Consider the following 12,518-nt stretch of genomic DNA (forward strand, 5'->3'; position numbering starts at 1 on the left):
GGAAACAATCTCGTGTGGCAGGACGTGACGATCGGTGCCGAAGCACGTGCTGCGCAAAAGAACCAGCAGCCGTGCGTGCTCTGGTTCACCGGTCTGTCGGGCGCGGGTAAATCGACGATCGCGAATCTTGTCGATGAACGGCTCTTCGCGCGCAACCGCCACTGCTTCGTTCTCGATGGCGACAACGTGCGGCACCGGCTCAATCGCGATCTCGGTTTCACCGACGAGGATCGCGCGGAGAACGTGCGACGAGCTGGCGAAGTCGCGCGGCTGATGGTCGATGCCGGGCTGATCGTGCTCGTCACGTTCATCTCGCCGTTTCGCGAGCAGCGGCTCGCGGCGCGGCGTCTGTTCGGCGCGCGCGAGTTCGTCGAAGTGCATGTCGATACGCCGCTCGAAGTCGCGGAGGCGCGCGATCCGAAAGGACTCTATCGCAAGGCGCGTAGCGGACTCATCACGCACTTCACCGGCGTCGACTCACCGTACGAGGCACCCGACGAACCCGAGATCCGTCTCGACACCACGCGATGGAATGCGCAGCAATCGGCGGATGCGGTGCTAGCGTGGCTGGATCGAGAGAAGCTGATTTGAACGTCGATTTCGTCGTGATCGGCGGCGGGATGGCGGGCGCCGCGTGCGCGTATTGCCTGGCGGAAGCGGGGCGCGTCGCGTTGCTCGACGGCGAGGATGCGTTCGGCTATCACGCGACCGGGCGCTCGGCGGCGATCTTTTCCGAATACTTCGGCGCGCAGCCGGTGCGTCTGCTGACTGCGGCGAGTCGGGTGTTTTTCGAAAGTCCTCCGGATGGGTTCGTCGATGTACCGTTGGTGTCGCCACGCGGCACGATCGCGCTCGCGACTGCAGCCGACGTCGATGCCGGGCGCTTCGACGCCGCACTCGGCGAGAGTCGTCCGCCGCACGCAGCCGCTGTCGAGATCACGCTCGACGATGCGCGCTCGATGTGTCCGATCCTGTCGCCGGTAGAGTATGTGAGGGCGTTGAGCCGGCCCTCGGTGCTGGACATCGACGTCGACGCGCTACACCAGGGCTTTCTGCGCGGCGTGCGTGCACGCGGCGGCAGCACGATTCGCGGCGCGCGCGTACGCGGCTTGCGTCGCGACGGTGCTGCGTGGCGGATCGATGCAACCGGCGAGCAGACATTCACCGCTGGGTGCGTCGTCAATGCGGCCGGTGCGTGGGCCGACGAAGTCGCGGCGATGGCCGGTGTCGCGCCGATCGGACTGGTGCCGAAGCGTCGCACCGCAGTGCTCGTCGATGTACCGGATGATCTGCAACTTCGCGCGTGGCCGCTGGTCACCGATCTCGCCGATACCTTTTACTTCAGGCCGGAAAGCGGCAAGCTGATGGTGAGTCCGTCCGACGAGACGCCCGTTGCACCGTGCGATGCGCAGCCGGAAGAACTGGACGTCGCCGTCGCGATTCAACGGCTCGAAGCGGTGACGACGCTGCGGGTCGCGCGGGTCGTGCGCAAGTGGGCCGGTCTGCGCAGTATGATCGCCGATGACGTGCCGGTGCTCGGTGCAACGCGCGACACGCCAAGGTTCGTCTGGGCGGCTGCATTCGGTGGTTACGGCATTCAGACGGCGCCTGCTGCGGGACGCGCGGTGGCCGCACTGGTCATGCGCGGTGAGTTGCCCGATGAGTTGCACGCCGTGGGTCTGACCGAAGCGCGGTTGTCGCCTGAGCGCGTCGCAAGAGAACATAAAAATGGAGAGAGTCGATGAAATACCTGACCGGTTGCAGCATCGCGGCACTCGTACTTTCGCTTGTCAGCCACGCGACGTTCGCCGACGAAGCGCGCGTGAATCGCGGCAACGATCCGTTCTTTCAGATCTCGAAGGCGATCGCCGATTGCCCGGTGCCGCTCGGACCGCTCGTGACCGAGCAGGAGTGGCTCGACGATGCGCACTACCGGATCGAGCGCGGCAACAGCTGCTGGGTGGAGGGGCGTTGCAGGCTGTCGAACGGTTATCTGTACGACAAGGAAATCCAGGAAGCCGTCGGCCGGCGTCTGACGAACATCAACTACACGACGCATTGGCTCGACAACACGACACTGTGGTTCACGCTGCAGCGGCGGTTTATCTATGTGGAAGGATGCGTGTCGCCGGACTTCGACAAGGAGAAGTTCCTGACGGAACTCGGCAAGACCGCGGACGTCGAGCGGGTGATCGACAATACGATGACGGATCCGAAGGGGAAGCCGCCGTACAAGACGGTGACGGGGGTGGGGAAGTAGTGATGTCTGGACGTCAAGGGTGACGACCTGACGGACCCCATGGCGCGATGTCCATGGGGTGCAGTGTGGCTTGTCGTTAGACGTTAAACAGAAAATTCATCACGTCGCCATCATGCACGACGTATTCCTTCCCTTCCGCCCGCATCTTGCCCGCTTCCTTCGCCCCATGCTCGCCCTTGTACGCGACGTAGTCCGCGAAGCCGATGGTCTGCGCGCGGATGAAGCCTCGCTCGAAGTCCGTGTGGATCACGCCGGCAGCCTGCGGTGCCGTGTCGCCGATATGGATCGTCCACGCGCGCACTTCCTTCACGCCTGCGGTGAAGTAGGTCTGCAGACCGAGCAGCTTGAAGGCCGCGCGGATCACGCGGCTCAGGCCCGGCTCTTCCATGCCCATGTCGGACAGGAACACTTCCTTGTCTTCGTCGGCGAGATCGGCGATCTCCGCTTCGATCGCGGCGCACACCGCGACGACCGGTGAATTTTCCGCTTCCGCGTGACGGCGCACTGCGTCGAGGTGCGGGTTGTTCTCGAAGCCGTCGTCCATCACGTTCGCGACGTACATCGTCGGCTTCGCGGTGATCAGGCAGAACGGCTTGAGCAGCGCATTCTCGTCGTCCGACAGCGACAGCGCGCGGACCGGCTTCGCCTGGTCGAGCTGCGCGCGGACTTTTTCGAGCACGGCGGCGAGCTTGCCCGCTTCCTTGTCGTTACCGGACTTCGCGGCCTTCGAATAACGCGTCAGCGACTTTTCGACAGTAGCGAGGTCGGCGAGCGCGAGTTCGGTGTTGATCACCTCGATGTCCGACAGCGGATCGACCTTGCCCGCGACGTGGATCACGTTCTCGTCTTCGAAGCAGCGCACCACGTGCGTGATCGCATCGGTTTCGCGGATGTTCGCGAGGAACTGGTTGCCGAGCCCTTCGCCCTTGCTCGCGCCCGCGACGAGGCCCGCGATGTCGACGAATTCGACGACGGCCGGCACGATGCGCTCAGGCTTGACGATCTCGGCCAGCGCGTTCAGGCGCGCGTCCGGCACCTCGACGATGCCGACGTTCGGTTCGATCGTGCAGAACGGGTAGTTTTCGGCGGCGATGCCGGCCTTGGTCAGTGCGTTGAAAAGCGTGGACTTGCCGACGTTCGGCAGGCCGACGATGCCGCATTTGAGGCTCATGGGATATCTCTGGAAATCGAATCGGGTGATAACTGGCTTCGTCGCGCGCGGGGGCGCAGACAACGCACAAGCGCGGCGTCGTGCCGCTGACGGCCGGCGCCGGAAAAACCGCAATTGTAACCCTGTCCGGGGTGCTGGTCCGCAGGCGGGCGGCTGCCACGCCGGTCACCGGCAGCGCGCCCGCCCGGGCCATCGCGAATGGCACCCACAGCTATAATGCGCGAATGACTCATACCCAGACCTTTGACGCCGCCGTGATCGGCGGCGGGCTCGTCGGCAAGACCGCTGCGCTCGCGTTGACGCAGGGCGGTCTGCGCGTCGCGCTGCTCGCGCAGCCGTGTGCGCCGCAACCCGCCGACGAAGCCTTCGACGCCCGGGTCTACGCACTGTCCGCGAGTTCGCAGGCGCTGCTCGAGCGGCTGCGCGTGTGGCAGGCGCTCGATGTATCGAAGCTGTCGCCGGTCTATGACATGCGGGTGTTCGGTGATGCGCATGCCGAGCTGCATTTCTCCGCGTTCCAGGCGTCGGTGCCGCAGCTTGCGTGGATCGCGGAGTCGTCGCTGATCGAGCGTGCGCTCGATGCCGCGCTGCGCTTTCAGGCGAACGTCACGTGGCTCGATACGCGTGCGCAGGGCCTCGACGTGACGTCCACCGGCGCGACCGTCGCGCTCGCGAACGGTCGCACGATCGCCGCCGATCTGGTCGTCGGCGCGGATGGTGCGCACTCGTGGGTGCGTTCGCAGATCGAGTCGAACGTCACGCGGCGCGACTATAAGCAAACCGGCGTGGTCGCGAATTTCAAGGCGGAGCGGCCGCATCGCGAGACTGCGTATCAATGGTTTAGCGAAGGCGAGATCGTCGCGTTGCTGCCGTTGCCCGATGGTCATGTGTCGCTGGTATGGTCGGCGCGCACCGAACACGCGGACGAACTGCTCGCACTCGATCCCGCGGAACTCGCGGCCGAAGTCGAGCGCGTGTCGCAGGGCGTACTGGGCGGTCTCGAATGCGTGACGCCGGCGAAGGGTTTTCCGCTGTCGATGCAAACCGTCGATCGTTTGATCGCGCCGCGCGTCGCGCTGGTCGGCGATGCCGCGCATCTGATTCATCCGCTCGCGGGCCAGGGAATGAACCTCGGGCTGCGCGACGTGGCGTCGCTGGCCGATGTCGTCGCGCAGAAGGAAGCGTTCCGCGATACCGGCGATACCGTGCTGCTGCGTCGCTACGAACGCTCGCGTCGCGAGGACATCCGCGCGCTGATGCTCGCCACCGACGGTCTGCAGAAACTGTTTGCGGTGCCCGGGCCGTTCGCGCGTGCGATGCGCAACGCAGGCATGGCGATGGTGGGTGCGCAGCCGCTGGTCAAACGCTGGCTGGTGTCGGCGGCATTGGGATAACGAGGTAACGGGTAAAGGCAGTACCGCTCGAACATTCGAAGCAGGCGCGCGCATCCGGCGTGCGCGAATCTATCAGTGAATCAGGGACTCAGGGAATCCGCATGAACAAGCCTCTCCGTATCGCCGTGCTGGTCCTCGCGACCGTCGCCGCGACGCTCGGCTGCACCGCGCAGGCCGACCAGACCACCGACAAACTCAAGACGACGCTGCAGGCGCGCCTCGGCGACGTGACGATCAAGGGCATCACGAAATCGCCGATCGCCGGGTTGTACGAAGTGAACCTCGGCACCCAGATGCTCTACAGCGATGCGGCAGGCGACTACGTGCTGCTCGGCGATCTCGTCGATGCGAAGACGCACAAGAACCTGACCGAAGCGCGCATGTCGGAAATCAACAAGATCGACTTCGCGAGCCTGCCGTTCGCGAACGCGGTGAAAGTGGTGAAGGGCAACGGTAGCCGCCGCATCGCGGTGTTCTCCGATCCGAACTGCCCGTACTGCAAGCAGCTGGAAAAGACGCTGAAGTCGGTCGATAACGTGACGGTCTACACGTTCCTGTATCCGGTGCTGACACCGGATTCGGCGGTGAAGTCGAAGTCGATCTGGTGTTCCGCCGACCGCGCGAAGGCGTGGGAATCGTGGATGCAGGATCACCAGGCGCCGACCGCCGCCGGCACCTGCGATACCGCCGCGATCGACAAGAACCTCGCACTCGGCCAGTCGATGAACGTGACCGGCACGCCGACGGTGTTCCTTGCGGATGGCCGTCGTCTGCCGGGCGCTGTGCCTGCTGATGAACTGAACAAGCAGCTGTCGGCGGTGCACTAAGCCGTAGCAGCGCATCGCGTGAGGCACGACAGGTGTCTGTCTCACGCGATTCCGATGTGCATCCCGCAGTTGCCGTTTCCCCTATCTTCTTTCGCCGTCCGCCTCCCTCCCGCCGATGAAGCCGATCCGCTACAGCATCGTTCCGAAGCAACCCGCCGCTCACTTGTTCGAAGTCACCGTCACGGTCGCCGATCCCGATCCGGCCGGGCAGCGCTTCATGTTGCCCGTGTGGATTCCGGGCAGCTACATGGTGCGCGAGTTCGCGCGCAACATCGTCACGCTGCGTGCGTTCAACGACGCGGGCCGCAAGGTGCGCATCGCGAAGACCGACAAGCACACGTGGCAGGCCGCGCCGGTGAAGGGCGCGTTGACGCTGCGCTACGAGGTCTACGCGTGGGATCTGTCGGTGCGTGCCGCGCATCTCGACGACACGACCGGCTTCTTCAACGGTACGAGCGTGTTTCTGTCGGTTGAAGGCCGTGAAGAGGCGGCGTGCGTTGTCGATATCCGCAAGCCGGACGGTGCGCAATACCGCAACTGGCGCGTCGCGACCGCGCTGCCGGAGGCACGCGGCACGAAGCGCTACGGCTTCGGCGAATATCGCGCGCAGAACTACGACGAACTGATCGATCATCCAGTGACGCTCGGCGAATTCGCGCTTGCGACGTTCGAGGCACACGGCGTGCCGCACGATATCGTGATTGCGGGACGCGTCGTCGGGCTCGACATGAAGCGGCTCGCCGCCGATCTCAAGCGCATCTGCGAAGCGCAGATCGCGCTGTTCGAACCGAAGTCGAAGCAGGCGCCGGTGGACCGCTACGTGTTCATGACGCAGGCCGTGACCGACGGCTACGGTGGCCTCGAACACCGCGCATCGACGGCGCTGATCTGCAATCGCGGCGACTTGCCGGTGACAGGCCGCGACGCGATGACCGAGGGCTACCGGACCTACCTCGGCCTGTGCAGCCACGAGTACTTCCATACGTGGAACGTGAAGCGCATCAAGCCGGCGACGTTCGCACCGTACGATCTGTCGCACGAGAATTACACGTCGCTGCTGTGGCTGTTCGAAGGCTTCACGTCGTACTACGACGATCTGATGCTCGTGCGCAGCGGCGTGATTTCACCGGACGATTATTTCGGGCTCGTCGGCAAGGTAGTCGGCAGCGTGCAGCGCGGCAGCGGGCGGTTCCGGCAGACTGTCGCGGAGAGTTCGTTCGACGCGTGGGTCAAGTACTACCGGCAGGATGAGAACGCGGCGAACGCGATCGTCAGTTATTACACGAAGGGATCGCTGGTCGCGCTCGCGTTCGATCTGTCGATCCGCGAGCAGACCGGCCATCGCAAGTCGCTCGACGATGTGATGCGTCTGCTGTGGCAGCGCTATGGACGCGACTTCTATCGCGGCAAGCCGGTCGGTATCGATGAGGCGGACGTCGAGGCGCTGTTCGCCGACGCGACGGGCGCCGATCTCGCGGAACTGTTTGCCGAGGGCGTGCGCGGTACGGCCGATCTGCCGCTCGCTGAGTTGCTGAAACCGTTCGGTGTGTCGCTGAAGCCGGCCGAGGATGCGCAGGCGAAGCCGTCGCTCGGTGCGCGGGTGCGTAACGGTGCGGACTGCACGCTCGCTGTCGTGCATGACGGTAGCGCGGCGCAGAAAGCAGGGTTGTCGGCAGGTGATGTGCTGGTTGCGATCGACGGTCTGCGCGTGACCGGCGGTAATCTCGATGCGTTGCTTGGCCGCTATCTGCCGGGTGCGAAGGTCGAGGTGCATGCGTTCCGGCGCGACGAGCTGCGGGTCGCGCAGGTCCAGCTCGATGCGCCTGAGGTGAGTCGCTATACGCTTGAGGCGGCAAGCGACCGGGGTGCTGCGCGGAAGGCGCGCGATCACTGGCTAAAGGGGTGAGGGGCTGAACGGCGGGCGCGCTGCCGAGCCCGCCGAAGCATCCCGCGCACGCCGGCTCCAGGCATCCGCTCCCACAAGCTCAGCTTACGCTTTGCTGTCAAAAGCGAAACGCTCGAACATCCGGTTCGGGGTCTGAGCGTCCGATTGTTCTATGGCTGCAACAATGCTTCGCTCGCGCGGTACTTTTTCGCGGCCTCGCAAAAAAACACAATGGCTCCACTCGCGCACAACACTGCGCGCCCCAACTGGAGTCCAAGATGACCACGATCCTGCAAATCAACTCGGCAGCCCGCTCGCAAGGCGCGCAATCGACGCTGCTCGTCAACGAACTGACGGAAAAGCTGAAGCTAACCCATCCGGACGCGCACGTCGTTGTCCGTAACCTGCAAGCCGAACCGCTGCCGCACCTCGACGACGCTGTCCTCGGCGCGTTCTTCACGCCGGCCGATCAGCGCACCCCCGAACAACAGGCGCTGTCCGCGCGCAGCGAAGCGTTGATCGCCGAACTGCAAGCCGCCGACATCGTCGTGATCGGCGCGCCGATGTACAACTTCGGCATCTCGTCGCAACTCAAGACGTATTTCGATTTCATCGCTCGTGCGGGCATCACGTTCCGCTACGGCGCGTCCGGCGCGGAAGGCCTCGTGACGGGCAAGAAGGTGTTCGTCGTGTCGGCTCGCGGCGGCAAGTACCAGGGTACGCAGAACGACAGCCAGACGCCGTACCTGAAGACGTTCCTCGGTTTCCTCGGCATGACCGACGTGACCTTCATCTACGCTGAAGGCCTGAACATGGGCCCGGACGCTGCCGCTGCTGCGCTCGCAGGCGCGCGCGAAGCGATCGCTGCGCACTGAGTCGGCTGCGTTACCCGTCGCCGTGTTTGCGGCGACGGAGTCGTACAAAACAAAACGCCACGGAATTGATCCGTGGCGTTTTTGCGTTTCGGCGCAGCGTCGGTTGAATGAAGAATCTATGCGAGCGTCTGCGCGGTCTCAGGCAGACGCCAGTCGATCGCGTCGCGACCCTGCCCGACGAGATATTCGTTCGCGAGCGCGAAATGCCCGCAGCCGAGAAAGCCGCGATGCGCGGACAGCGGCGACGGATGCGGCGCCTCAAGCACCTTGTGCGACCGTCCGCCGAGCAATGCGCGCTTGGCCTGCGCGTGTGCGCCCCACAGCATGAACACGAGTCCTTCGTGACGCTGCGCGAGTTCGTGAATCAGCGTGTCGGTGCAGCGTTCCCAGCCGCGTTTTGCGTGGCTCGCCGCGTTGTCGCGCTCGACCGTCAGCACCGTGTTCAGCAGTAGCACGCCTTGCCGCGCCCATGAATCGAGGCAGCCATGCGTGGGCACCGGATAACCGAGGCTCGCCGCAATTTCCTTGAAGATGTTCTTCAGCGACGGCGGCGGCCGCACCGAAGGCGGCACCGAAAACGCGAGGCCATGTGCCTGCGGCGTGCCGCGATCTTCACCGTGATACGGGTCCTGGCCGAGGATCACGACCTTCACGTCGTCGGGGCTCGTCAGACGCAGCGCGCGGAACACGTCTGCCGGATACACGGTCTTGCCGGCTGCCCGTTCGCCATCGACGAAATTGCACAGCGGCGCGTAGGTGTCGCTGTCGATGAACGGTTGAAGCAGCGTGCGCCACTCGGGCGGTAGCGCAGCGAACTGCGCTTCGAGCGATTGCGCGGACGGCGGTGCCGACGTGGCGGAAGAAGAGGACGGCGCAGGCTCGTCGGCGAACAGCGACGATTGCGACGGATGGGAACGGGATCGGGAGGAGGACGTCATGACGCGCAAGTGTCGCAGCAAAGCCGCGGTAGCTCAAGGCGCGTCTACAGTTCGCGCAACTGGTAACCGCGCTGCGCCTTGCTGATGTCGTCGGGGGCGAGACCCGTGATCGCCGCACATAGTTCATCGGCGAGAGCGTGCAACGCGCGGTCGCCGTCGTTGCCGGCCTGCTTGAGCTCCAGCTCGACTTCGCAGATCGGCGCGCGCCGCGTCGTGCTGTCGACAACGGCGGTCACTTCGCCGACGTCGATGGCCGCTTCGATCTTGGCATCGTCGTAATCGACAAGCCAGATCGTGCGCGTGAAGTCGGTGCGGAACAGTTCGATCAGTTGAGGGGCGGCGTGTCGCAACGCGTCGGCGGCAGAGGCGTCGTCGCAGGCGTGCAGCAGCGCATCGATCTCGAGTGCGGCGCCCGCGATGGGCATCTCCCATTCGTGCCGGCTATGCAGCCCGCCGGTCGCAACCCCGACGGTCTTGAACGTCTGCAGCCAGCCTTGCGGTGTCTGCCGCAGGCGCAGCGCGCTTTTTGCGCGGGCGAGCGCGAGTGCGGGGGTATCGAAGTAACGGTTCGCAAGCGGAAAGGCGTTGCCCGTGCGACCGGTGCGCGCGACGAACCACTGCGTCGCCGCAGCCACCTGATGCGCCGGCAGCGCCAGCTTGATTTCGCGTTCGATACCCATTGCGCGTGCAGTCAGAAGGTAGTCAGGAGACAGTCAGAAAAACATCCGCGCGAGTTCAGCGCCCGGATTATCCGCACGCATGAACGCTTCGCCGACGAGGAACGTATGCACGTCCTGCGCACGCAGCCGCTCGACGTCCGCGCGCGACAGGATGCCCGATTCGGTGACGACGATACGGTCGTCGGGAATCGAATCGAGCATGCCGATCGTCGTTTCGATCGACGTTTCGAACGTGCGCAGATTGCGGTTGTTGACGCCGATCAGCGGCGTCTTCAACGTCAGCGCTTCGGCGAGTTCGTCGTGATCGTGTACCTCGACCAGCACCGCGAGGCCCAGCGAATGCGCGAACGCTTCGAGGTCCTGCATCTGCGAGGTTTCCAGTGCGGCGGCGATCAGCAGGATCGCGTCCGCGCCCATCGCGCGCGCTTCGACGATCTGGTACGGATCGACGATGAAGTCCTTGCGCAGCACCGGCAGATCGCAGGCCGCGCGTGCTTCTTCGAGATACGCAGCGCTGCCCTGGAAGAACTGCACGTCGGTCAGCACCGACAGGCACGCCGCGCCGTGCTTCGCGTACGAGCTCGCGATCTCGGCGGGGACGAAATGCTCGCGCAGCACGCCTTTCGACGGGCTTGCCTTCTTCACTTCGGAGATCACCGCCGCGACGCCGGCCGCGTGCTTCGCGCGCAGTGCGCCGACGAAGTCGCGCAGATCGCGCGCCGACGCGGCGAGCTTCAACTCTTCGAGCGGCGCGCTCTGCTGCGCCGCGCGGATCTCGCTGCGCTTGACGTCGATGATGCGTTCGAGGATATCGCTCATGAGAATTCCGTACCGAAAATTTACTGCTTGAATTGCTGGGTGAAGCGGATCAGTTCGTCGACCTTCGCGCGCGCGCGACCGCTCGCGACCGCTTCGCGTGCGATGCCGATGCCGTCCGCGATCGAGTCGGCGACGTTCGCCGCATAGAGCGCAGTGCCGGCATTCAGCACGACGATTTCGCGCGCGACGCCGGGCTTGTTGTCGAGCGCTTCGAGCAGCATCGCCTTCGACTCGTGCGCGTCCGTGACCTTCAGCGTACGGTTCGACACCATCTGCATGCCGAAGTCTTCCGGATGGATTTCGTACTCGCGCACCTGGCCGTCGCGCAGTTCGCCGACCTGCGTCGCGGCGCCGAGCGACACCTCATCCATACCGTCCATCCCGTACACGACCAGCACGTGCTTCGCGCCGAGCCGCTGCATCACGCGCACCTGAATGCCGACGAGGTCCGGGTGAAACACGCCCATCAACTGATTCGGTGCGCCGGCCGGATTGGTCAGCGGGCCGAGGATGTTGAAGATGGTCCGCACGCCGAGTTCACGGCGCACCGGCGCGATGTTCTTCATCGCCGGATGATGGTTCGGCGCGAACATGAAACCCATGCCCGTTTCGGCGATCGATGCGGCAACCTGATCCGGCTGCAGATCGATGTTCACGCCGAGTGCTTCGAGCACGTCCGCGCTGCCCGACTTGCTCGATACGCCACGATTGCCGTGCTTCGCGACCTTCGCGCCGGCTGCGGCGGTGACGAACATCGTCGCGGTCGAGATGTTGAACGTGTGCGCACCGTCGCCGCCGGTGCCGACGATATCGACGAAGTTCGAGTTGTCCTCCACCTCGACGTGCAGCGCGAATTCACGCATCACGGTCGCGGCCGCGGCGATTTCGCCGATGGTCTCTTTCTTGACGCGCAGCCCGGTGATGATCGCCGCCGACATCACCGGCGACATGTCGCCGCGCATGATGAGGCGCATCAGGTGCAGCATCTCGTCGTGAAAAATCTCGCGATGCTCGATCGTGCGCTGCAGTGCTTCCTGTGGGGTAATCGACATGATCTCGGCCTCGACTTTCATGCGTGACGTTGCAGGCTGGCGGATTTCGACTGCTTGACGAAATTTTCCAGCAGCGCGTGGCCGTGTTCGGACAGGATCGATTCCGGGTGGAACTGTACGCCTTCGACCGCGAGGGTTTTGTGACGCACACCCATGATCTCGCCGTCGTCGGTCCATGCGGACACTTCGAGGCAATCCGGCAGCGATTCGCGCTCGATCGCGAGCGAGTGATAGCGGGTGATGGTGAAGTGCTTCGGCAGATCGGCGAACACGCCTTTGCAGTCGGTTTCGATCTGGCTCACCTTGCCGTGCATGATGGTCTGCGCGCGCACCACGCGGCCGCCGAACGCTTCGCCGATCGCCTGATGGCCGAGGCACACGCCGAGGATCGGCACCTTGCCGGAAAATTCGCGCAGCACGTCGAGCGTGATGCCCGCATGTTGCGGATTGCTCGGTCCCGGCGACAGGCAGATGCGCTCGGGCTTCAGCGCGGCGATTTCGTCGAGCGTGATTTCGTCGTTGCGATGGGTCTGTACGTCTTCGCCGAGCTCGCCGAAGTACTGGACCAGGTTATAGGTGAACGAGTCGTAGTTGTCGATCATCAGCAGCATGGTCTG

Annotated in this window: 12 protein-coding genes and 1 pseudogene; 7 read left to right on the plus strand and 6 right to left on the minus strand. The window is 64.5% G+C overall.

Features of this window, described 5'->3' with window-relative positions:
- Positions 1 to 3: 3 nt before the first annotated feature.
- The 3 genes and pseudogenes from cysC to E1748_RS31120 form a co-directional block, all read left to right on the plus strand.
- Positions 4 to 591 (plus strand): annotated as a pseudogene (gene cysC, locus E1748_RS31110) (adenylyl-sulfate kinase); the annotation flags it as partial.
- Positions 588 to 1,745: an NAD(P)/FAD-dependent oxidoreductase gene (locus E1748_RS31115; RefSeq protein WP_205965330.1), complete on the plus strand. Its 1,158-nt coding sequence runs from the start codon at positions 588 to 590 to the stop codon at positions 1,743 to 1,745. The pseudogene cysC and the gene E1748_RS31115, both read left to right, overlap by 4 nt.
- A complete protein-coding gene (locus E1748_RS31120; protein WP_133651150.1) occupies positions 1,742 to 2,260 on the plus strand; it encodes a hypothetical protein in 519 nt (172 codons plus the stop codon). Before E1748_RS31115 ends, E1748_RS31120 begins: the two co-directional genes overlap by 4 nt.
- 76 nt (positions 2,261 to 2,336) lie before the next feature.
- On the opposite strand, the gene ychF is transcribed toward E1748_RS31120, so the two are convergent.
- Positions 2,337 to 3,431 carry a redox-regulated ATPase YchF gene (gene ychF, locus E1748_RS31125; protein WP_133651151.1) on the minus strand — a complete coding sequence of 365 codons (1,095 nt, stop codon included), beginning with the start codon at positions 3,429 to 3,431 and terminating at the stop codon, positions 2,337 to 2,339.
- A gap of 224 nt (positions 3,432 to 3,655) precedes the next feature.
- On the opposite strand from ychF, the gene E1748_RS31130 reads away from it, so the two are divergent.
- From E1748_RS31130 to E1748_RS31145, 4 genes are all read left to right on the plus strand, one after another.
- Positions 3,656 to 4,825 carry a UbiH/UbiF family hydroxylase gene (locus tag E1748_RS31130; protein ID WP_133651152.1) on the plus strand — a complete coding sequence of 390 codons (1,170 nt, stop codon included), beginning with the start codon at positions 3,656 to 3,658 and terminating at the stop codon, positions 4,823 to 4,825.
- A 101-nt stretch (positions 4,826 to 4,926) separates the two neighbouring features.
- A complete protein-coding gene (locus E1748_RS31135) occupies positions 4,927 to 5,652 on the plus strand; it encodes a DsbC family protein (RefSeq protein ID WP_133651153.1) in 726 nt (241 codons plus the stop codon).
- A gap of 115 nt (positions 5,653 to 5,767) precedes the next feature.
- Entirely contained in the window at positions 5,768 to 7,558 is a 1,791-nt protein-coding gene (locus tag E1748_RS31140) for a M61 family metallopeptidase (RefSeq protein ID WP_133651154.1), read from the plus strand.
- Positions 7,559 to 7,815: 257 nt separating this feature from the next.
- Positions 7,816 to 8,412, plus strand: coding sequence for an FMN-dependent NADH-azoreductase (locus E1748_RS31145; RefSeq protein ID WP_133651155.1), 597 nt, complete (start codon positions 7,816 to 7,818; stop codon positions 8,410 to 8,412).
- Positions 8,413 to 8,528: 116 nt separating this feature from the next.
- Here the strand turns inward: E1748_RS31145 and E1748_RS31150 are convergent, their stop codons facing one another.
- Genes E1748_RS31150 through E1748_RS31170 form a run of 5 tightly spaced genes read right to left on the minus strand, consistent with a single transcriptional unit; the run spans position 8,529 to position 12,512 of the window.
- Positions 8,529 to 9,350 carry a uracil-DNA glycosylase gene (locus tag E1748_RS31150; RefSeq protein ID WP_133651156.1) on the minus strand — a complete coding sequence of 274 codons (822 nt, stop codon included), beginning with the start codon at positions 9,348 to 9,350 and terminating at the stop codon, positions 8,529 to 8,531.
- Between the two features lie 44 nt (positions 9,351 to 9,394).
- Entirely contained in the window at positions 9,395 to 10,030 is a 636-nt protein-coding gene (locus E1748_RS31155; RefSeq protein ID WP_133651157.1) for a CYTH domain-containing protein, read from the minus strand.
- Positions 10,031 to 10,063: 33 nt separating this feature from the next.
- Entirely contained in the window at positions 10,064 to 10,849 is a 786-nt protein-coding gene (gene trpC, locus E1748_RS31160) for an indole-3-glycerol phosphate synthase TrpC (protein WP_133651158.1), read from the minus strand.
- Positions 10,850 to 10,869: 20 nt separating this feature from the next.
- Complete coding sequence (gene trpD, locus E1748_RS31165; protein WP_133651179.1) at positions 10,870 to 11,901, minus strand: anthranilate phosphoribosyltransferase; 1,032 nt, start codon at positions 11,899 to 11,901, stop codon at positions 10,870 to 10,872.
- Between the two features lie 17 nt (positions 11,902 to 11,918).
- Positions 11,919 to 12,512, minus strand: coding sequence for an aminodeoxychorismate/anthranilate synthase component II (locus E1748_RS31170; protein WP_133651159.1), 594 nt, complete (start codon positions 12,510 to 12,512; stop codon positions 11,919 to 11,921).
- Between the last annotated feature and the right edge of the window lie 6 nt (positions 12,513 to 12,518).

It is taken from the genome of Paraburkholderia flava (genome assembly GCF_004359985.1).
GTDB classification, from domain to species: Bacteria; Pseudomonadota; Gammaproteobacteria; order Burkholderiales; family Burkholderiaceae; genus Paraburkholderia; species Paraburkholderia flava.

Excerpts from the sequence above, each read along its gene's own strand:
- E1748_RS31145 (WP_133651155.1), top strand. The coding sequence starts at position 7,816 with ATGACCACGATCCTGCAAATCAACTCGGCAGCCCGCTCGCAAGGCGCG.
- E1748_RS31135 (WP_133651153.1), top strand. The coding sequence starts at position 4,927 with ATGAACAAGCCTCTCCGTATCGCCGTGCTGGTCCTCGCGACCGTCGCC.
- ychF (WP_133651151.1), bottom strand. The coding sequence starts at position 3,431 with ATGAGCCTCAAATGCGGCATCGTCGGCCTGCCGAACGTCGGCAAGTCC.
- trpC (WP_133651158.1), bottom strand. The coding sequence starts at position 10,849 with ATGAGCGATATCCTCGAACGCATCATCGACGTCAAGCGCAGCGAGATC.
- trpD (WP_133651179.1), bottom strand. The coding sequence starts at position 11,901 with ATGTCGATTACCCCACAGGAAGCACTGCAGCGCACGATCGAGCATCGC.
- E1748_RS31170 (WP_133651159.1), bottom strand. The coding sequence starts at position 12,512 with ATGCTGCTGATGATCGACAACTACGACTCGTTCACCTATAACCTGGTC.
- E1748_RS31150 (WP_133651156.1), bottom strand. The coding sequence starts at position 9,350 with ATGACGTCCTCCTCCCGATCCCGTTCCCATCCGTCGCAATCGTCGCTG.
- E1748_RS31155 (WP_133651157.1), bottom strand. The coding sequence starts at position 10,030 with ATGGGTATCGAACGCGAAATCAAGCTGGCGCTGCCGGCGCATCAGGTG.
- E1748_RS31140 (WP_133651154.1), top strand. The coding sequence starts at position 5,768 with ATGAAGCCGATCCGCTACAGCATCGTTCCGAAGCAACCCGCCGCTCAC.
- E1748_RS31130 (WP_133651152.1), top strand. The coding sequence starts at position 3,656 with ATGACTCATACCCAGACCTTTGACGCCGCCGTGATCGGCGGCGGGCTC.
- E1748_RS31120 (WP_133651150.1), top strand. The coding sequence starts at position 1,742 with ATGAAATACCTGACCGGTTGCAGCATCGCGGCACTCGTACTTTCGCTT.